Annotated in this window: 19 protein-coding genes; 9 read left to right on the top strand and 10 right to left on the bottom strand. The window is 60.6% G+C overall.

Features of this window, described 5'->3' with window-relative positions; translation table 11 throughout:
- Positions 1-227 precede the first annotated feature (227 nt).
- The 5 genes from O4H62_RS19180 to O4H62_RS19200 all read right to left on the bottom strand — a co-directional run bounded on the left by O4H62_RS19180 (position 228) and on the right by O4H62_RS19200 (position 5,302).
- Positions 228-1,001, bottom strand: coding sequence for a glycosyltransferase (locus O4H62_RS19180; RefSeq protein ID WP_269390311.1), 774 nt, complete (start codon positions 999-1,001; stop codon positions 228-230).
- Positions 998-2,122 carry a DegT/DnrJ/EryC1/StrS family aminotransferase gene (locus O4H62_RS19185; RefSeq protein WP_269390312.1) on the bottom strand — a complete coding sequence of 375 codons (1,125 nt, stop codon included), beginning with the start codon at positions 2,120-2,122 and terminating at the stop codon, positions 998-1,000. Before O4H62_RS19185 ends, O4H62_RS19180 begins: the two co-directional genes overlap by 4 nt.
- A complete protein-coding gene (locus tag O4H62_RS19190) occupies positions 2,112-2,804 on the bottom strand; it encodes a class I SAM-dependent methyltransferase (protein WP_269390314.1) in 693 nt (230 codons plus the stop codon). Before O4H62_RS19190 ends, O4H62_RS19185 begins: the two co-directional genes overlap by 11 nt.
- Before the next feature lie 22 nt (positions 2,805-2,826).
- Positions 2,827-4,104: a class I SAM-dependent methyltransferase gene (locus tag O4H62_RS19195; RefSeq protein ID WP_269390315.1), complete on the bottom strand. Its 1,278-nt coding sequence runs from the start codon at positions 4,102-4,104 to the stop codon at positions 2,827-2,829.
- Between the two features lie 214 nt (positions 4,105-4,318).
- Positions 4,319-5,302: an NAD-dependent epimerase/dehydratase family protein gene (locus tag O4H62_RS19200; RefSeq protein WP_269390317.1), complete on the bottom strand. Its 984-nt coding sequence runs from the start codon at positions 5,300-5,302 to the stop codon at positions 4,319-4,321.
- 403 nt (positions 5,303-5,705) lie between these two features.
- Here O4H62_RS19200 and O4H62_RS19205 point away from each other — a divergent pair, with 403 nt between their 5' ends.
- The gene (locus tag O4H62_RS19205; protein WP_269390319.1) at positions 5,706-6,968 is read left to right on the top strand and encodes an O-antigen ligase family protein; all 1,263 of its coding nucleotides are present in this window, start codon (positions 5,706-5,708) and stop codon (positions 6,966-6,968) included.
- Between the two features lie 202 nt (positions 6,969-7,170).
- On the top strand, positions 7,171-8,370 hold the full coding sequence (locus O4H62_RS19210; protein WP_269390321.1) for a sugar transferase: 1,200 nt from the start codon (positions 7,171-7,173) through the stop codon (positions 8,368-8,370).
- Positions 8,371-8,385: 15 nt separating this feature from the next.
- Here O4H62_RS19210 and O4H62_RS19215 read toward each other — a convergent pair whose 3' ends face one another.
- The 3 genes from O4H62_RS19215 to O4H62_RS19225 form a co-directional block, all read right to left on the bottom strand.
- Positions 8,386-9,651: a SulP family inorganic anion transporter gene (locus tag O4H62_RS19215; RefSeq protein ID WP_269390322.1), complete on the bottom strand. Its 1,266-nt coding sequence runs from the start codon at positions 9,649-9,651 to the stop codon at positions 8,386-8,388.
- A gap of 114 nt (positions 9,652-9,765) precedes the next feature.
- Positions 9,766-10,038, bottom strand: coding sequence for a helix-turn-helix domain-containing protein (locus O4H62_RS19220; RefSeq protein ID WP_269390323.1), 273 nt, complete (start codon positions 10,036-10,038; stop codon positions 9,766-9,768).
- 161 nt (positions 10,039-10,199) lie between these two features.
- Positions 10,200-11,036 carry a YiiX/YebB-like N1pC/P60 family cysteine hydrolase gene (locus tag O4H62_RS19225; RefSeq protein WP_269390325.1) on the bottom strand — a complete coding sequence of 279 codons (837 nt, stop codon included), beginning with the start codon at positions 11,034-11,036 and terminating at the stop codon, positions 10,200-10,202.
- A gap of 124 nt (positions 11,037-11,160) precedes the next feature.
- Here O4H62_RS19225 and mbfA point away from each other — a divergent pair, with 124 nt between their 5' ends.
- From mbfA to O4H62_RS19240, 3 genes are all read left to right on the top strand, one after another.
- On the top strand, positions 11,161-12,144 hold the full coding sequence (gene mbfA, locus O4H62_RS19230) for an iron exporter MbfA (protein ID WP_269390326.1): 984 nt from the start codon (positions 11,161-11,163) through the stop codon (positions 12,142-12,144).
- 223 nt (positions 12,145-12,367) lie between these two features.
- The gene (locus O4H62_RS19235; RefSeq protein WP_269390328.1) at positions 12,368-14,272 is read left to right on the top strand and encodes a polysaccharide biosynthesis protein; all 1,905 of its coding nucleotides are present in this window, start codon (positions 12,368-12,370) and stop codon (positions 14,270-14,272) included.
- Between the two features lie 55 nt (positions 14,273-14,327).
- Positions 14,328-15,557, top strand: coding sequence for an MFS transporter (locus O4H62_RS19240; protein ID WP_269390329.1), 1,230 nt, complete (start codon positions 14,328-14,330; stop codon positions 15,555-15,557).
- A 31-nt stretch (positions 15,558-15,588) separates the two neighbouring features.
- Here the strand turns inward: O4H62_RS19240 and O4H62_RS19245 are convergent, their stop codons facing one another.
- Together O4H62_RS19245 and O4H62_RS19250 are read right to left on the bottom strand one after the other, a co-directional pair.
- The gene (locus O4H62_RS19245; RefSeq protein ID WP_430538477.1) at positions 15,589-16,140 is read right to left on the bottom strand and encodes a transglutaminase-like cysteine peptidase; all 552 of its coding nucleotides are present in this window, start codon (positions 16,138-16,140) and stop codon (positions 15,589-15,591) included.
- A gap of 309 nt (positions 16,141-16,449) precedes the next feature.
- Positions 16,450-17,247: an alpha/beta hydrolase gene (locus tag O4H62_RS19250; protein WP_269390333.1), complete on the bottom strand. Its 798-nt coding sequence runs from the start codon at positions 17,245-17,247 to the stop codon at positions 16,450-16,452.
- Positions 17,248-17,440: 193 nt separating this feature from the next.
- On the opposite strand from O4H62_RS19250, the gene infC reads away from it, so the two are divergent.
- From infC to pheS, 4 genes are all read left to right on the top strand, one after another.
- Positions 17,441-17,977: a translation initiation factor IF-3 gene (infC, locus tag O4H62_RS19255; RefSeq protein WP_269390898.1), complete on the top strand. Its 537-nt coding sequence runs from the start codon at positions 17,441-17,443 to the stop codon at positions 17,975-17,977.
- A 263-nt stretch (positions 17,978-18,240) separates the two neighbouring features.
- Positions 18,241-18,441 (top strand): 50S ribosomal protein L35, encoded by a 201-nt coding sequence (gene rpmI / locus O4H62_RS19260; RefSeq protein ID WP_152010794.1) that lies wholly within the window; start codon positions 18,241-18,243, stop codon positions 18,439-18,441.
- Between the two features lie 37 nt (positions 18,442-18,478).
- Positions 18,479-18,880, top strand: a complete 402-nt coding sequence (gene rplT / locus O4H62_RS19265) for a 50S ribosomal protein L20 (protein ID WP_269390338.1) — start codon at positions 18,479-18,481, stop codon at positions 18,878-18,880.
- Positions 18,881-19,051: 171 nt separating this feature from the next.
- A complete protein-coding gene (pheS, locus tag O4H62_RS19270; protein ID WP_269390339.1) occupies positions 19,052-20,134 on the top strand; it encodes a phenylalanine--tRNA ligase subunit alpha in 1,083 nt (360 codons plus the stop codon).
- Positions 20,135-20,158 lie beyond the last annotated feature (24 nt).

The raw sequence follows: 20,158 nt of genomic DNA on the forward strand, positions 1-20,158 counted from the left end.
CCCCTGCCGGGCCACGCCTTGGCAGGGGCTCATGGCACCTGCGCAAAAGCAATTTCCAGACGTCAAGTTACAGTACCTTATCAGGGCAAAGCCAAGATCACCCTCAAGGCCTGACCGGACGAGCTCAAGATCAACAGTGCGCAACACGGCCACCAGGAGGCCGACTGTAAACAACAGGCGTACTGCAAAAGCGGCATACTTCATTGCTCCCGTGGCCGGTTTCGTGCTCATGAGGAGTGTGGCGTCGTCGATGAAGGGCCGTCGTTCTTGCTATCGTAAGAGAATGCTATTCTTGATTTCAACCGTAGCGCTGCCGTTGTGTAGCTCCAGATCATGTGCAACCAGTTCGACTTGCTGGTGCCCGCTCCGCGCAGCAGATAGTGCGACGGTACCTCCACGATCGATAGCCCTGCCCGCTGTGCGAAATGGAGCAGTCGAAAATAGTACTCACCGTAACCGAAGAAGATTTCGTCCGATGGCAATTGCAGGATGCTGTCGCGCCGTGCGGTGAAATATCCACCGAGATTGTCTTGAACCTGAGTGCGCAGCAACAGCCGCAAAATCCAGTTGTATATCAGGCTGATCATGTAATGCTTTGTGTCCGTCATCCGGCCGCCAGCGCAGAACCGCGAACCACTGACAATATCGTAGATCTCGCCAACGTGCAAAAGCCTCGGAATTTCGATCGGATCATGCGTCAGATCGCTATCCATGACGACAATCCGCTCATGCGCTGCCATCTCGATCCCATGCCGTATGGACTTCGCAAAACCGCGGTCGGTGCTTCGCAAGATCGGCCGGACGGACGGATCGTCCTTGAACGTCTCACGCACGAGATCGAAGGTGCCGTCCGGGCTGTTGTCATCGACCACCAAGATTTCAAAGCCGGCTCCTTCCGGGACAGCTGAGCGGATCTTGTCGACGAGCGTTACGATATTGCCGGCTTCATTGTAGGTCGGCAAGATAACCGAAAATGCTCGTGAAGAGGTTTGTAAGGTCATCCCGCTTTGCCCAACATCGCAAGTTCGTTGCAAATATAATCAATCTCGCCGTCGGTCAGGCTCGGGTAGCTCGGCAGACTGATCACCCAGCGTCCGAGATCCTCGCTCACCGGAACAGAGCTGGGGCCAAAATAGTCCATTTCCGCCGGCGGCTGAAATCCAGGACGGGTTTCTATTCCCTTGTTCGACAGGGCTGACATCACGTCGTCCCGGCCCTGAGGGAATGTGGCGGCGTCCAGCTTCAGTGCGATGGCCCAGATTGCTGCCTCGCATGTCTCGGTGATCATCTGCATTTGCGTGCCCGGAATTGACAGAAGCCGTTCCTTGTACCGCCGGTACATTCTGTTTCGCTGTTCCAGAATCGTCTCTATTTTTTCCAGCTGGGCGACACCCAGCGCAGCCTGAAGATTGGTGAGGCGAAAATTGTGGCCCGGCAACTCGTGCCAATAGTGGCGGTGACGGCGCAAGCCATGGCTGCGATAGAGACGCATTCTTTCTGCAAGGCCACTGTCATGAGTGGTCACCAGGCCACCCTCGCCGGTTGTGACCGTCTTCGTGGCATGAAAACTGAAAGTGTTGATCTGGCCCCGTGCCCCGGCCATGAGAGAGCCCATCCTTGAGCCGAATGCTTCGGCCGCGTCCTCTATGAGAGGTATATCGTGGGCAGCGGCGAGAGCGAGCAATCCGGGCATGTCGCACATGTTGCCGTAACTGTGAACGGCGACGATTGCGCGCGTCCGTTTGGAGATGAGCTTTTCCACGGCCTTTGGCTGGATGCACCAGGTTCGGGGATCGACGTCACAGAAGACCGGGACGGCGCCCTTCTGAAGCGCCACGTTGGCGGCCGCCATGAAGGCGAAACCCGGCACAATGATTTCGTCACCCGGTTTTACGTCGAGAGCCAGAAAGGCCAGGTCCAGAGCCGCCGTACCGTTGGCGACAGCAAGGGCATGGGGAACGCCTAGCAACTGGGCGCAGGCAGCTTCCAGCCGTTCGACATAAGGGCCGCCGGAGATCCAGCTGGATTGAAGCGCATCAATGACGTACTTCTCTTCATTGCCCCAGAACTCAGCCTTCGCCCAAGGGATACGTCGACCTGATGCCGCCTGCTTATTTGCCATAAAGCCCCGTTTCTTTCAACGGCTGGCGGCGCGCGGTGATCATCCAACCGGTTGCCAAGGCTTCCTCTTTTTCTATATCGAAACCGTGATGCCCGAGCTGCGCGGCGATTTTATCCTTGCTGTGATAGCAGTAGCCGCGTGCGTCTAGTTGAACCATGAACTTGCGTAGGCGGTTGAGCAGATTGTCAGCATCAAGAAAGTTGAACAGTATCCGGTCGCAATTCGGCGCAATATGATCAATAAATGTCGCTTCGTCAGCCACATAAGGTAGAACTCCGATGGCAATGGCGGTATCGACTCTTGGTATTGAGTCGTTCAAGATATCCAGTTGATCGACTGTGATACGCTCAGTGAGATTGGCAGGGATGTTTTCGCGGGTCAGCTCAACCGCCGATTTTGCGAAATCCAAAGCATACACGCGGGCCTGTCGCTCCGCCATGATGATCGAAAAAATGCCGCTGCCACAACCGATGTCCGCAGCGGTTCCCCCTTCGGAGTTGCTGTCAATGAAGCTGCGGACCATGGCGTAGCGCTTGCGCATGTAAGCCTTCTCGACGGGCAATAGAAACGTCCGGTAGAATGCGCGAAACAGCCAAGATCCTCGCAAGGTTTCCTCAGAGCCGGTGTCATAAAAGCCCGAAAAGCCCTTGATGTTTCGTTCCCAGTAATCCCTGCTCGACATGAAAAGGTCCTTTCAATCGGGGCTAGTTTGTTTGATGGATTTGGATTTCCGGCAATGGGTAGACCAGTTTCAGCCCGGCAAGGTGAGGCGCGTTGTCAAAGAACTGCTTGAAGTGCCAGGGCAGCACGATCAGGTAGTCCGGATTGCGCTTGAGCAGTTCGCTTTCGGGGATGATGGGAATGAGTGTTCCTGGCGTAAAGGCTCCAAACTTGTCCTCGTTCACCTCTCCGACAGCGGCAATATCATCCGTGGTAACACCGCAATACTGGAGCAGAACGTTGCCCTTCGTGGATGCTCCAAGCGCGCCGACATAGGCGCCTTTCTGACGCGCCATCTGGAAAAACTCACGCAACGCATCCCGGCTTTTTTCAACGCGATCAGCAAAGGCGCGGAAGGGAGCAAGGCCGTCAAGACCCAGGGCGGTCTCATGCTCGAGAATTGCCGACAGGCCGTAGAACTCGGGCTGCGGAGCCTCTTTCCGCGCGACGGTGAGCGAAAAACTCCCTCCGTTCACATCGTTGAACGAAACGTCGATGATCTTGGCTCCGGCGCGATCCGTCATCCATTTGATCTGGGCCAGGGCGTAATACTCAAGGTGTTCGTGGCATACCGTGTCATAACTGTTCCGGGCGAGCATGGTCGGAAGATAGCTCTGCTCCAGAACCCAGATGCCGTCGTCCTCGAGCATCTGGATGACTTCATGCATGAACTCGGCCGGCGCCTCCAGATCATAAAACATCGAGAACGATGTGATCACCCGTGCGCGCCGCTCGCCGAGATGGCGACGCAGGGTCTCAGCCGAAAAGAAGTCCGGTATGAGGCGGATGTGAGGCTTGTAGTAGGACGCAAATTTCCGGCCCGTTGGATCGACTCCGACAAGGTCATAGAGATCGGCGGGATAGGCCGACAGCGTCGTTCCGTCGTTGCTGCCGATGTCAACAATCAGGTCTCCGGCCCGGAGCGGAGCGGTCTCCTGAATGTAGCCTACCTTGGCGTGGAGATGCTTCACCATGCTGGCGTTGAGCCCGGAGCGATAGCCATACCTTTCGCCGTACATGGCCTCGAGATCGAATGTGTGAGCCAGCTGAACCAGACCGCAAACCTCTTCGGGCTTGCCAGTGCATTTCACCAGTTGCAGGGGGCCAGTGTCGACCTGTTCCGCTTCGGATCGCGGAAAGATGCCGCTCATCACCTGCTCGCCCAGATCCAATATGGGCGCCAAATGCTCATTTCCACAAATGCGACAGCGGCTTATCATTCTGGACATTATGGCTTTCGATCGTATCCGGTGATGATGCACAGAGCGAGTACCTTCTAGATCAAAGCGAGTCAATCTAGCCGTTGAATGGCCCCGTTTCGTGTTGCCATTGCGGATCTGTTGGCACGCGGCTGGTGACCCGCTTGCGGCCTGAGTGGTTGCGCGGCTTGGCCTTTCGCAAGAAAAACAATCATTTGCGGCCTTGCCACAGCGGTCATTGCCCTCCCGCCGCCATCTCCGGCAAATCCGGAACGGCTCAGCCCTTGGGCGTGTTCAGCGCGATGAACCAGTCGACCAGGTCGCCGACGTCCTTTTCCAGCGTGTTGCGGGGCTCCCAGTTGAAGAATTGCCGAGCCTTGCTGTTTTCCGAAAAACTGCGCGGCACGTCGCCGACGCGTTCGGGCCTGAACAGGAGTTCGGGTGTCTCAAACCCGCGGGCCCGCATCGCCTCGACCAGCAGCGTGGCGATCTTCAGGATGCTGGTTTCGGTCCTGGTCGCCACGTGAAAGACGGTGCCTCTGGATGGCCGCGTGTCGGTCGCGGCTTTCGCAATGACGGCGCAGATGTCGCTGACATGGATGAAGTCGCGGGTCGCCGAGCCGTCGCCGTAGATCTCGATCGGCTGTCCTGCGAGAAGCTTGCGGATGAAGGTCGGGATGACGCCGCTCGAGCGCTCCGAATAGGGGCCGAACACGTTGGAAAAGCGCAACACGGTGGTTTGCAGGCCGTAGCAGCTGGAAAAGGCCTGGCAATAGGCCTCGCCGGCCAGCTTGCCCGCAGCATAGGGATTGCCAAGATCGGGCGCCATCTGCTCGTGGATCGGCGGCGCCGCATTGGCGAGCGGCGCGCTGGAGGAGGCGAAGACGAGCTTCTTGACGCCGGCCGTCCGCGCCGCCTGAAGCGCATTCAGGGTCCCGATGACGTTGTTCTGAAGATCGAAGAACGGGTCCTCGACGGACCGGTTGACGCTGGAGGAGGCGGCAAGATGGACGACGTAGTCGGCACCTTCCATCGCCTGCGTCAGGGCCGCGGGATCCAGAATGTCTCCTGTCACGTGGGTGATCTCGGGCGCGCCGTCCGCCCCGAGCGCGACGGCATGTCTGCCCGCGGGCGCCGGCGTTGAATCGTAGATGACGATTTCCCGGGCCAGCGGCTCCGCGGTTCCGGAGGCGCCGGCCAGGAGACGGACCAGGTTGGTCCCGATGAACCCGTTGCCGCCTGTGACAAACCACCTACTCATATCAACCCAATCCAATCATCATGCGCCGATGCGGCTGAGCGCGTCGTGCTGTCCCGGCATCCTGCCCTTATAGATCAGGGTGGCAGGATTTCCAGCCAAATTGGATAGACCGCCGTCTGGCAGGCGAACCGGGCGGCGTGACCCGGCCCGCTGCGATGTGTTCGCATCTCGTCGAACCGGGCAGCACATGGGGGCAGGCGGCAACGAGCCGGGATCAATTTCTTGACCTGCGCAAACCATCGCTCCATACATCGACACCGGATCTGCCGCGACGGGCAGATCCGCGACAGCTGTTGTCTTGATACTCCCCGGGGAGGACGGGGTCACCGGTTTCCATATCCACTCCGATCGCTTGATCGATACATGAACCCGTCACGTCCATCCCTGTTCAGGAAAAGTCCGAATGCGATTCCCGTTTCCGTCAAAGTCCGCGTCGAAGAGAATCTTCCTGTTTCGCCGCAGACTGGATGGCTGGATCTTCGCGCTCGGGGCTTTCATGTTTCTGCTCCCGACAGAAACCAGCGCGGTGGTGTTTGGTGTTTTCGTGGTCATGGGGATGTACCTGCTGCTGTTCCGGCCTGCAAAGTCCCTGCGGCACCTGGACAGGAAATACGTTCTTGCGACCCTGGCCTTTTCAACAGGATGCCTGGCGATAAACCTGTTGAACGGCAGCCTGCCTGAAGACATGCGGTGGTCGTCCTATCCGCTCTATTATCTCCTGATCATCCCGCTTGCCGTCGGCGCGGTGCTGGTGCGTGATCCGCTGCGCCAGTTTGTGCTGGGCACGCGCGCCGGCCTCGTGGTCCTGGCAATCTGGGGGCTTGCGGTGACTGTGATGGAAGGCGGGCGTTTCGGCTTCGGCTCAAACGCCGCCAATGCGTCGTTTGCGATTGCGTTTCTGGCGGTGGTTTCCCGCCTGGAGGTGAAGCCGGCTCCGCAGCTCCTGGCCAACCGGAGACTGTTTTTCTACATAGCCCTGATCCCGATCCTGATTTCCGGCACCCGGTCGGTGCTTCCCGTCTTCATCGCCGGTCTGGTCTGGGATCTTTTCAGTCTCGCCCGGGCCGACATGAAAGGCTGGAAGCTCACCGACCGGCGGGCGTGGGCGGTCTGGGGTGTCCTGCTGGCGCTTGCGGCGGGCAGCATCTGGCTGGTAACCCCGATCCTGACGCAGAGAGTCCACGCCACCATCAAGGAAGTGAACGTCACGCTCGAATTCTCGGAATTCACCGGCACGTCGGGCATTTCAACCCGGCTTGTCCAGTGGCAGGCTGCCCTTGACCTGATCCCGGAACACCCGTTCTTCGGTCGGGGCGGATACGGAATTTCGGCTGAGATCGCTCGGCACAGCCCGTCCTACAACCAGGAGAACCTTGGAAAATACACCTTCGTTCACAATTTCATCCTGGATGAAATCCTGCAGCGTGGCTTTGTTGGCCTGATGCTGATGCTCGGCTTTTTCGGATTCTGCTTCAACCGGATCTATGTGCTTGGCGGCCCCGCCACGAAAGAGAATGTCCTGCTGATGCTGGCTTTGACCATCTCGTTCGGAATGTTGCATTACCTGCTTGTGATCGACCGGCATGTCGCGCTTTACGCGCTCTATTTTGTCTTGCTGACCACCGCAAATCGCGGCTGGCGACCGCCCTACAGGCAGATCGCGTGAAACGGCTGCGTGGGCAGTGATGGTACAATTGGTGCTGTCCGCGTTGCGGCCTTAGGGTGTATCTGGTTCCCATGTTTGCGGACGAGGCCGGAGCGCATACTGGACAAGAATTGAGTTCATGCGGCAAACATCGCCCGGACTGGCCTGAGCGATGGCAGTTCGGAGGGGTCAGGAGTCCGCGGATGGGTGGTCTGGGAATAACATGAGAATAGTGATTACGGGAGCATCGGGCTTCGTGGGGCAAAGCCTGGTGCCGCTTCTTGCGAGACCCGGAGTGCAGCTGCTGCTGGTCGGCCGCGATCCGGCAAGACTGGCGGCCTTGTTCCCCCACATTGATTCCTGCGCGTATGACCATCTTGTAGAGCGCGCGCGCGGATGGGATCTGCTGCTCCATCTTGCCGTTGCCAACACTGACGCGAAACTCGACAGTCAGGATTTCAGCCGCGTGAATGTCGATTTCGGGGTTGAGGTTGCCGGCAAGGCGCGCGAGGCAGGCATCGGCCGGGTGCTCAATGTGTCTTCTACCCATGCTCTCAACCAGGCCAATAAATCTGCATATGCCGCCAGCAAGCGGCAGGCGGCGGAACAACTGGCATTGATGGACGGAGTGAATGTGACGACCATCTATCTGCCCGCAGTCTACGGAGACCGATGGAGCGGGCGGTTACGAAGGCTCAATAGCTTGCCAAAATGGCTGGCGCACGGCCTGTTCGGCCTTGTCGCGATGTTCCGGCCGACTGTCCATGTGCACAGGCTCGCCGATTTTATCCTGTCGGGAGAATCGGCGGTTTCCGCAACCGGCCTTGTCCTGTCGGACGGCCAGCAGCACAATGTCTGGTTCGCCTTCTTCAAGCGGTTGATCGACCTGGCCGTGGCGATCGGGGTGTTCGTCGTGCTGTGGTGGGCCATGCTGCTGATCTGGGCTGTCATCCGCGTCCAGTCGCCGGGTCCGGGCATTTTTGCCCAGAAACGCGTCGGCACCAACGGGCGTGAATTCGTCTGCTACAAGTTCCGGACCATGAAGCTCGGAACCCGCCAGGCGGGGACCCATGAAATCTCGGCCGCGGCGATCACCCCCTTCGGGCGGTTCCTGAGGGCCACCAAGCTCGACGAGCTGCCGCAGGCATGGAACATCCTGTGCAACCAGATGAGCCTTGTCGGGCCGCGGCCCTGCCTGCCCACCCAGACGGCGCTGATAGAGGCGCGCGACCGGCTCGGCGTTCTCAAGGCCAAGCCGGGCATCACCGGCCTGGCACAGATCAATGGCATCGACATGAGCGATCCGGAACGGCTGGCAAAATGGGATGCAAGGTATCTGGCCTTGCAATCGCTCGGCCTGGACATCTCGATTGGCCTGTCGACGCTCGTCGGCCGGGGGCAGGGCGACAAGGTCGCTCAATGAGCGCCCGCTGAAGCCTCACCTGTCAGGCGGGGTCCAGTCGGTTTCCACGGACTTGCGGCGGCTCAGGCGCAGCGCGAGGCCAATGGATACGCCGGCGCCGATGGCCACGGTCAGGTCGACAAGAACCGTCAGGACCAGCGTCAGAACCAGAAGCAGTATGTCGCTTTTCCTGCCGCGCGCGTATTCACGCCATTTGTGCGGTTCCGTCATGTTCCAGGCCGTGATGATGAGAAGGGCTGCAAGCGCCGGCATCGCCAGGTAGCTCGCCGCCGGCGCGGCGAACGCCATCACCAGCAGGATGACGACCGCATGCACAAGCCCTGCGACCGGTGTCTTGCCGCCGGCCTTGATGTTGGTCGCGGTTCGCGCAATCGCACCGGTCGCCGGAAGGCCCGTGAACAACGCAGAGCCGATATTGGCGATGCCTTGCGCCGTCAGCTCGGCATTCGGCCTGTGCTGTCCCTGAATCATCTTGTCGGCGACCATGGCTGAGAGAAGCGATTCGACCCCTGCCAGGAAGGCAATGATGAAGGCGGACGGCAGCAACTCGATCATTCGCGAGAGGGAGAGGTCCGGCAGTTGCGGCCATGGCATCTGGCTCGGAAGTTCGCCGAACCGGGAGCCAAGCGTATCGACCGGCAGCGCCATCAGCGCCACGAGCGCCGACCCGACCCCGACGGCCACGATGAGGCCGGGGAAGCGGGGAGCGATGCGCCGCAGGAAGACGATCAGTATCAGCGTGACAATCGCAATCGCGAAAGTCGCGGGACTGAAAGTCTCCCGCGCCTCCCACAGCACCGGAATCTTTTCCAAGAAGTCCGCCGGCTCCTTGTCGACGGCCAGGCCGAGAAAATCCTTGAGCTGGCTCGTGGCAATGATGATGCCGATGCCGATGGTGAAGCCGTTGACCACCGCCTCCGGCACGAATGCAATCAGGCTTCCGGCCCGGAAATAGCCGCCGACAAGCAGGATGATGCCCGCCATGAAGGTTGCGAGCACAAGGCCGTCATAACCGAACTGGGAGATCACGCTGAACACGACGACGATGAAGGCCCCTGTCGGGCCTCCGATCTGGACGCGGCTTCCGCCAAGCAGCGAAATCAGGAAACCGCCGACAATGGCGGTGACAATCCCCTTCTCCGGACCGGCGCCGGAAGCGATGGCGATGGCGAGGCTCAGCGGCAGCGCAACCATGGCGACCGTCGCCCCGGCCAGCAGGTCACTGACAAAAAGCTGCCAGCTGTAGGTCTGAAGTGTCGTGAGTATCTTTGGTTGACGCATTTTTCGAGAGCCCATTGCCAAAATTGCCAGAGTCTATGTTTCTCTTTGTGCAGCTTCGAGCGGCAGGATCGTCGGCAGGGCTGTCGGCGGTCGCCGTCGCGACTTGATTGAATTTCAGTGCGGCATTCCGGATGCGGATGCAGGGGTTTTCAGCCTGACCCCGCGCCCGCCGGCGGTGCTGGCCGCGTGATCCCCGATGAGTTCGATGCCGGCCTTGTCGAGAGCCTCCGCCACCTTGGTGAGCGTATCTATGGTGCCGCGGACATTGCCGTCACTGGCTTCCATCCGCTGGATCGTCGGCAGCGATACCCCGGCCAGCGCGGCCAGGTCCTTCTGGTCGATTCCAAGCAGAGCCCGGGCGGCGCGCAACTGTGAGGCGGTGATCATGATGCGGGCTCATGTTTAAAGGCTTTATATAGATGCATGCTACGCGCATACTCATGCTTTAAACATCAATACTACCATGTCAGACGTGATGCAAGCCGTCTCCGATGGCACCCCGTCGTGAAAGCCTGCGGCAGGTGGGCTCCGGCGCTCTTCCGGGGATGTCACTCGCCTTGCGACAAGGCCTGCGGGCTTGTGCCTGGCTCGGGCAATTGCTTGTGCGCCCATTCGATCCGCTTGTAGTCAAAGCCGTATTCAAGCGTCGGTTTGACCACCTTGAAATAGGGAGAGAGGTCGAAATCCCGCGGCGCGAACAGCGAATGATGCCTGATGTGCAGGATCTCGCGGCGGGAATAGTCCGAATCCGCCCGCTGCCTGCCCGGTGCACGCGTGACTTCGGGAAGGATCGGATAGTGCACCGATTGGAAGGCCTGGGCGATCATCGAGGAGCAGATGGCGCGGGTCGGGTCGCCTGACCCGAAGGCGATCATCCGTCTGCGCCAGCGCACCGGCACCGGCGGTGTGGGAAAGAAATACCGCAACATGTCGAAAATGTTCTTCATGTCGTAGCGGACGCCGAGCCGTTCCACCATGTAGGCGACAACAGTCGCCCGGTCCTCGGGGGTCAGGCCCACCGGCCGGCAGATCCGCGTGTTGAAGCGGGCATATTTGGACAGCGGCACCGCAACGCAGCCTTCGCCGAGATTGACTTCGACGAGTTGCGGGTATTCTCCGGACCCTCCATCCTCCGGTATCAGCGCGGTGCCGACATAGAGCGCCGCATGCGACCAGGTGGACTGGGTCAGATACTTGATCGCCGCGGATACCTTCTGGTTCCCCTCCACCAGCAGGATATCGCCTGGCTGCAGGGTTCGCGAAAGGGTTTCCGGATCGGATGGCGTATAGGGCTCGTAGCCCGGGTTGGCTGAATGCAGCCGCCGCGCCAGAAACCGTCCAAGGCGGTCGAGCAGGCTGTCTTTCATCTCGCGTGCTTCAGTCATGCTGAAACACTTGGACGCGACCGTGCCCTGGATCAACCCGGCAGGGATCAACTTTGCGTTTTCGCGGCTTGATAACTTCGCCGGAACCTCATAATTTAGAACCATTCTAATTTGTGGGGTTCCCATGCTCAATCGCATTCTCGGCTTCAACCGCAGGTCCTTCAACTCCCTGAGCGAGCAGGAAATTCTCGCTTTGGCGATATCGTCCGAAGAGGACGATTCTCGCATTTACCTCGCCTATGCGGATCACCTGAGAGATGACTATCCGCAATCGGCCAGGGTGTTCGAGGAGATGGCGGCGGAGGAAAGCGTGCACCGCGCGCGGCTGATCGAGCGCCACAAGGCACGGTTCGGAGATCGCATTCCTCTCATTCGCCGCGAGCATGTGCGAGGGTTTTACGAACGCAAGCCGGATTGGCTGGTCAAGAACCAGTCCGTCGACAGGATCCGCCAGATCGCCGAGGACATGGAGGCCCAGGCCCACAATTTCTATCTTGCCGCCGCGGGCCGCGCCTCGGACGCGGACACCCGCAAGCTGCTCGGCGATCTCGCGCTGGCGGAGAAGAGCCATGAATCCCTGGCGCGCCGGCTTGGCCTTGAACACACGCCCGAAGACGTGAAGTCCGAAGAAGCGGAGACCGCCCGCCGCAAATTCATCCTGACCTATGTCCAGCCCGGGCTGGCTGGATTGATGGACGGCTCGGTTTCCACCCTTGCGCCGATCTTCGCTACCGCGTTTGCCACCGGCGACACCTGGACAACCTTTCTGGTCGGACTGTCGGCATCCGTCGGGGCCGGCATCTCCATGGGCTTCACCGAGGCCGCCCATGACGACGGGGTGATCTCCGGCCGCGGATCGCCGCTCAAGCGCGGCTTGGCTTCGGGCATCATGACCGCGATCGGCGGTCTTGGTCACGCGCTCCCCTACCTGATCCCGGATTTCACCATCGCCACCTCCGTGGCCATCGCGGTGGTCTTCGTCGAGCTCTGGGCCATCGCCTGGATCCAGAACCACTGGATGGAGACGCCGTGGAGCAGGGCGATTTTTCAGGTGGTCCTGGGTGGCGCCCTGGTCTTTGCCGCAGGCCTGCTGATCGGCAATGCCTGATCTGTGACCAGCGCGAATCGGAGGTCCGGCGAATTGACGCCGGGTTCCGGCCGGCCGGAACCGTTGCTGCTTCACCGCAGCGTCAGGCGCATTAATCCTTTAAGAAGAGTGGATCAGGCAAACCCTGCTGCTTGAGTTGCCAAGCGCTGGGGTGTGTGCCATTGAGCGCCCTGGCTAGATTGGGTTTCGATGGCGAGTTGTTTTTCAAGAAGAGACTTCGGGCATGATTCGTAAGGTGATCCATTGGCTTGCTGCGATTAATCGGCGCTCCAAGCAATTCATCCTGATCATCATCGATTTTGTTCTGTTCTCCGGCGCGGTTTGGCTGGCCTACTCGCTCCGCTTCAACGCCCTTTACAATCCCGATATCAACCAGGCGCTTCTGATCCTGGCCGCGCCTGTCATCGGCATCCCGATCATGTACGCCTCCGGCCTGTACACCTCGATTACCAGGTATGTCGGCGAACAGGCGCTGTGGACCATTTTCAAGGCGGTCGGGCTGACTGCCATTCTCTGGGCAGTGGTCGCCTATGTGGCGCGGCTTGAAGGTTCCACCCTTGTGCCCCGATCGGTGCTGGCGCTGTTCTGGCTGCTGTCGCTTCTGATGGTGTCCGGCTTTCGCTACATCTCGCGCTGGCTGATCCTGGAATTTACCCAGGAGCCGACCCAGCGCCGGAACATCCTGGTCTACGGCGCAGGCGACGCCGGACGCCAGATTGCCGCGACCCTGAAGCAAAGCAGCAACCGGATTACCGTCTTCCAGGTTGATGACGACCCGGCAATGTGGGGCGCCACGGTTGGCGGTATCAGGATCAGCAATCCTGCCGATCTCGAACGGCTGATCGAGAAGAAGGGCATCAGCGAAGCGATCGTGACCATGCGCAGCGCCAACACCGCTCGCAGGGCCGAGGTCGTCGAGCGGTTGAGCGATCTGGGACTGCGGGTTCGCATCCTGCCGGCCTTTGTCGACATCGCAGATGGCAAGCACACCGTCGATCTGATCCGTGATGTCGAGATCGGCGATCTGCTGGGCCGCGACGCCGTGCCTCCGGATTCTGGCCTGATGGAAGCCAACACCCGCAACAAGGTGGTTCTGGTGACCGGAGCCGGAGGGTCGATCGGTTCGGAACTGTGCCGGCAATTGAGCGCGGTTGGCGTGTCCAAGCTGGTGATGCTGGATGCGAGCGAGATCGCGCTCTACCAGATCGACCGCGAACTCGCCAAGCAGACCGGCTTTGAAAAGGTCGCGGTGCTGGGATCGGTCGACGATCAGGCGTTGCTGCGGCGTGTCATGCGCGACCACGCGGTTCGCACAGTGTTCCATGCCGCCGCCTACAAGCACGTGCCGCTGGTCGAGGCGAACCCGTTCGAGGGCGTCAAGAACAACGTGATGGGCACCTTCTCGGTGGCGTCAGCCGCCTATGACAGCGACGTCGAGGTCTTCGTGCTGATATCGACGGACAAGGCGGTCAGGCCGTCAAGCATCATGGGCGCGTCCAAGCGGGTAGCCGAACTGGTGGTTCAGGATTTCGCCGAGAAGGCGAAACGCAACAACAAGGCAAAGGTGTTCTGCGCTGTCCGGTTCGGAAACGTCATCGGCTCCAGTGGCTCGGTGATTCCGCTGTTCAAGGAACAGATCCGCAATGGCGGACCGATCACGCTGACCCATGCGCAAACCACGCGCTACTTCATGTCGATCGAGGAAGCGGCGCAACTGGTGATCCAGGCCGGCAGCCTGGCCCGCCGCAACGACGAGAACGGTCATTCCCCTGGCCGCATTTTTCTGCTCGACATGGGCAACGCGGTCTGCATCCGCGATCTGGCGATCAAGATGGTGCAATTGTCCAATCTGACGGTCTGCGACGAGACCAATCCCGGCGGGGATATCGTCATCAAGGAAATCGGGCTGCGCCCCGGCGAAAAGCTGCATGAAGAGCTTTTCTTCTCCGTCGAGGCGGCAAAGCCGACATCGCACCAGAAGATATCGGTCGCCGCCGAATCCGCACCCGACGGCTTCGACATGGCCGAGATCTACAGGGAGCTTCAGGATCTGACGACCAGTGAAGACCATCCCGGCCTGATCGCATTCCTGCGCCGCGTTGCCGGAATGGGCCTGCGCGCGGAATGAAACAGCGGGGCTCGATCGGCATGACATCGAACGGACCCCTTCACCGGCGGGTGTCATGATCCCTCCCGCCCGCCGCGTCGAACCGCTGACGTTGCTCATCGGCATATCCATGACGATCGGCTACGGGACGCTGTACTACCCCTTTGCGATTCTTGGACCGGAGATCGCCCGTGCGCAGGGCTGGAGCACCGGTTTCGTGTTCGGGGTCTTTTCCGCAGCGTTGCTGACCAGCGCGGTCACCGCTTCGCTGGTGGGGCGGGCCATGGATCGTTATGGCGCACGGCCGGTAATGGTCACCGGGTCATGTCTGGCAGCGCTTGCGCTGGTCAACCTGTCGCTGGTCCAGTCGATGACCGGCTTCGTTGTTGCCATGCTGGTGATCGAGTTTGCCTCCCGCATGGTGCAGTACGAAACCGGCTTTGCGGCCCTGACCGCCATCCACGGACGCAATGCCCGGCGTCCCATTGCTCATGTCACGCTGGTTGCGGGCTTCGCCTCGACCGTGTTCTGGCCGCTGATCCACTGGCTGCTCGGCTTCATGGACTGGCGCGGCGTCTGCCTTGTGCTTGCTGCCGTCAATTTCCTGATCGCGCTGCCGATCCACGCCTCGGTTCCGGGCATCATCAGGACGCGCGATAATCCTCAACCTGCGCCAGTGCAGAACCGGGACCCGGGCCTGCTCAGGCCAGGAAACCGGACGTCGGCGTTCGTATTCATGGCCTTTGCCTTTGCTGGCGGCAGTTTCCTGATGTCGGCCGTGCACACGTCGTTTTTCCTGATCCTGGAGGAGATGGGCCGTGGCGCGGCGCTCGCAGCGCTTGCCGGCGCGGTCATCGGCCCGATGCAGGTGGCTGCAAGGCTTGTCGAGATGCTGACCGGCGAGCGGGTGTCCTCCTCGGTCGTCGGCGTGATCTCGAGCACGACGCTGCTGACCGGCCTGGCGTGTCTGATGGCGGGGCTCTGGTTTGATGGAGAACTGATCGTGATCGCGTTTGCCGTCAGTTTCGGCATTGGCCAGGGATTGAATTTCATCGCCCGCGCCATTCTTCCGGCCCGGCTGTTCGGCACCGATGGCTATGGCGCCATGACCGGCAATCTCGCCACTGTTCGCCTGTTTGCCATGGCCGGCGCGCCGGTCTGCACGGCGCTGGCCATCAGCCATGCCGGCATCGGATTGACCTTCGCCCTGCTCATGCTTGTGGCCGCCATGAGCGTCGCGGCGTCCTGGGCTCTGTTCGTGATTGAAAAACGGGCCGCCGCAGAAGCGGTCGAATCAGCTGCCTGACAATTATCTCTGTCGGTGCAGTCGTCCAGCCTCAGTCCAGCGCGCCGACCAGAACGTCCGAGCCGTTCTCGATGGTGACCCAGCGGCCGGAATTGGTTGACGCCTGGCGCTTGAGATAGCTGTAGGGCGTTTCGCGCCAGTTCTTGACCTCGTCAACCAGATTGTCGAGCACGAAATCGCCTTCGGAGGTCCTCAGCGTCAGCACCGCATGACCTTCGCCGTCGGGCTTGCGGACCACCGTGATCAGGGTGTCGGCGGGCGAAAATCCGCGCTCGATCAGCATGTGGCGCTTGAGCAGCACATAATCTTCGCAGTCGCCGGCCACGTTGGGATAGGTCCAGACCTCTTCCTTGCCGAACAGCTCCATGTCGGTCTTCGGCATCACCGAGAAATTGACCGCGCGGTTGATTTCCCGGACCACGTCCCAGCCGTAATCGGTAACCTTCGGCGCGGCCCCAGATCCCTTGACCGGCTCGCATTCCGACGTGAATTTCTTGCAGAACTCGTAGTGGCCGATGGGTTGCGATGTCACCCGCCCGACCTGCATCGACAGGCCGGAAGCCATCGCGCTCGCTGGCATCATAATCGACGCCAACAGGGCAATCATTGCCCGCTTTGCTCGTCCCGGTCCGCACAACATCGCCGGTTTACTCCACGCCGTCCCATTTCGTTAACAAAGAGTTAAGATCGTATGGGCGGAAGAGTCAACGGCGCGGCCGCATCCTTGTCGAGACATGGTTACTGGCCGCGGCTTCTGCGCCACACCTGCCGGCAAGGGTGGGAAATGATCCGTTCCGGGACATTCTTGAGATGCGGCGCTTGAACGGCGCGAGACCGCAGCCCCGGAGGAATATGCCCGGGCAGCGCCAATCGGAAGGGTCGGGCTTGCCAGTCAGCCCTTGGCAGCGATCCCGTCCACGGCCGCGAGAATCCGGGCAATGTCCTCGTCCCGCGACAGCCGGTGGTCGCCGTCGCGGATCAGCGTCACCGTGACATTCTCCGATGGCAGGTGCTCGACCAGCCGCAACGCGTGGCGCCACGGCACATCAGGGTCCGCCATGCCCTGGATGATGTGGACCGGCGCACCGGTCTCGATCAGCCCGTCCAGCACCCTGTTCTTGCGGCCGTCCTCGAACAGCGCCCGGGTAAAGACGTTCGGATCGGGGCCGTAGGGGGTGGGCTCCTCATAATAGCCGTCCCGCTCGAGCGCCGCGCGTTGCGCGTCCGTCAGTTCCGGCTCCATCAGTTCCAGCGTGAAGTCTGGCGCCGGCGCGATCAGCACCAGTCCGGCCACCCGGTCACCCTGGCCGCGCGCATTCAGTTCCTGTACCATGCGCAGCGCGATCCAGCCACCCATCGACGAGCCGACGAGGATCTGCGGACCTGACGTGTAATGCTCGAACGCCGCCAGGCTCTCTTCCAGCCACCGCGATATCGTGCCGTCGCGAAAATCCCCGCCGGATGCGCCGTGACCGGAATAGTCGAACCGCAGGCAGGCTTGCCCGTTGCGCCCGGCCTGCTGGCACAGTGCTTCGGCCTTTGAGCCGGTCATGTCCGAGCGGTAGCCGCCGAGCCAGACCACACCCGGCAAGCCGGCGCCTTTCGCCATTGCCTTGCGGGTCAGTGCCGCGATCGGACGCTGGTCCGCGCCCGTGCCCACATCCAGTTTGCTGGCGACCGGTTCCGTCATCTTCAGTGCGCTCCCATTTTGTCGTTTCTGCATCTTTTACAAGATTCGGACGCCTGTTACCGGCCCTGTGGTGATTTTTTCGCAAAGCCATGCTATTGACACCGGCCAGCCGATCACGACATTGCGCTCGAGACATCTATACTCGTGCGCCGGAACCGGCTGAATTGCACGAGTTAATCAGGAGACCAAAGCCATTCGCAGACCATTCAGAGCGCCGCCAACCGCCAACGAAGGCCCCCGCGCGAACCAGAATATCCGGACCCCGACGGTCCAGCTCATCGACTCCGAAGGCCAGAACCACGGCGTCGTGCCAACCGAACAGGCGTTGGCGATGGCCGAAGAAGCTGGCCTCGACCTGGTCGAGATCAACTCTGCGGGCGACGTGCCCGTCTGCAAGATCGTCGATCTGGGCAAGCTGAAATACGCATCGCAGAAGAAGGCCTCCGAGGCGCGCAAGAAGCAGAAGACCGTCGAGGTCAAGGAAATCAAGATGCGCCCCAACATCGACACGCATGATTACGACGTGAAGATGCGTGCGATGAACCGCTTCTTTGACGAAGGCGACAAGGTGAAGGTGACCTTGCGGTTCCGCGGCCGTGAAATGGCCCACATGGAACTCGGCATGAAACTGCTTCAGAAAGTCAAGGACGACACTGCCACCATCGCCAAGGTGGAAGCGGAGCCGAAGCTTGAAGGCCGTCAGATGATGATGGTTCTGGCTCCGAAATAACACTCTGGACAGCCTGATGCGAACCGGTCCGGCGGATGCCATGGCCGGTTTTTGCTTTTATCGCGCTGATTCATCCGAACGCCCGTTGCGCTTTTGTCAGCCTACGGCTATAAGGCGCGCGTTCAAACCGGCCGGCAGGGCATGCCGAGGCGGTTTCCAACGCTTGATGCAAAAAGGGGTCTTCGCCCTTTTGCGTCTCACCCAACAAGAAATGGCCATGCGGTGCCCACGCGGTACCCTGAGGTCTGACAAGGAGTAGCGAAATGCCCAAGATGAAGACGAAATCGTCTGCCAAGAAGCGGTTCAAGATCACGGCGAGCGGCAAGGTCCTCGCTGCAGCCGCCGGCAAGCGCCATGGCATGATCAAGCGGTCCAACAAGTTCATTCGCGACGCACGCGGCACCATGGTTCTTTCCGAACCTGACGCCAAGATCGTCAAGAAGTTCCTTCCCAACGGCCTGTAAGCAGAGCCGGGACCAGCGATTTTAAGGAGATCATGATATGGCACGCGTAAAACGGGGCGTTACCGCCCATGCAAAGCACAAGAAGGTCCTGAAGAAAGCCAAGGGCTTTTACGGGCGCCGCAAGAATACCATCCGCGCCGCGAAGGCTGCCGTCGACAAGTCGATGCAGTACGCCTACCGCGACCGCAAGGTCCGGAAGCGGAATTTCCGCGCACTCTGGGTTCAGCGCATCAACGCCGCTGTGCGCGAGCACGGCCTGACCTACGGCCGCTTCATCGACGGTCTGACCAAGGCCGGCATCGAGGTTGACCGCAAGGTTCTTTCCGACATGGCGATCCATGACGCGGAAGCATTCGGTGTTCTGGTTGCCGCTGCGAAGAAGGCGCTCGAATACCTCAAGGACAAGACTCCGAACGAGTTTGAAAGCGCTGTCGCCTAAGCCAGCGTTTTCCCGCAGAGTTTGAATTTTGGGATCCCGCGCTGGCACGGCTGGCGCGGGATTTTTCGTATCGGAACCGGGCATTCGCCTGTTTCTCGGAAGTGCCAAGTCGTTTAAGCACAGGCCGGCCGCCCGCCAGATACGGCCGCAATGAACAGGTAGTCAAAGACCATGAGCCAGTACCAGAGCCTTGAAACCTCCATCATGGACGAGATCGCCGCCAGCGCCGATGAGGCGGCCATCGAGGCCGTGCGCGTCGCAGCCCTTGGCAAGAAGGGCTCCGTGTCCGAACTGCTCAAGGGCCTTGGCAAGATGACGCCGGAGGAGCGCCAGGAGGCGGGGCCGGCGATCAACGGGTTGAAGGCCCGCGTCACCGATGCCATCACGGCCCGCAAGGCCGAGCTCCGGGACGCCGCCATCACCGAGCGGCTGGCGCGCGAAACCGTCGATGTCAGCCTGCCGGTGCGCCAGTCTCCGGTCGAGCGTGGCCGGATCCACCCGATCAGCCAGGTGGTTGACGAAATCACCGCCATATTCGCCGACATGGGCTTTTCCATCGCGGAAGGCCCCGACATCGAGACCGATTACTACAATTTCACCGCACTCAATTTCCCCGACGGCCATCCCGCCCGGGAAATGCACGACACGTTTTTTCTCGAGCCCGATGAAAACGGCGACCGCAAGGTTCTGCGCACCCACACCTCGCCGGTGCAGATCCGCACGATGGAAGCGCAGCAGCCGCCGATCCGCATCGTCATTCCGGGCAAGACCTACCGGCAGGACAGCGATGCCACCCATTCGCCGATGTTTCATCAGCTCGAAGGCCTGGTGATCGACAAGACAATTCACGTCGGTCACCTGCGCTGGGCCCTGGAGGAGTTCTGCAAGGCCTTCTTCGAGGTCGACACCGTGACCATGCGTTTCCGGCCGTCGTTCTTCCCGTTCACCGAGCCGTCTTTCGAAGTTGATATCCAGTGCGATCGGTCCGGCCCCACCGTCAAGTTCGGCGAGGGCAGCGACTGGATGGAGATCCTCGGCTGCGGCATGGTGCATCCCAACGTTCTGCGGTTTGGAGGCATCAATCCCGATGAGTACCAGGGCTTTGCCTGGGGCATCGGCATCGACCGCCTGGCAACGCTGAAATACGGCATGCCGGATCTGCGCGACTACTTCAGCGCCGATGTTCGCTGGATCAGCCATTACGGTTTCCGTCCGCTCGACCTGCCGACATTGTTCGGCGGCCTGAGCACTTGATCAATCAACGCAAAGATCGGCACT

Source organism: Parahoeflea alexandrii, from assembly GCF_027214025.1.
Classification (GTDB): domain Bacteria; phylum Pseudomonadota; class Alphaproteobacteria; order Rhizobiales; family Rhizobiaceae; genus Hoeflea; species Hoeflea alexandrii_A.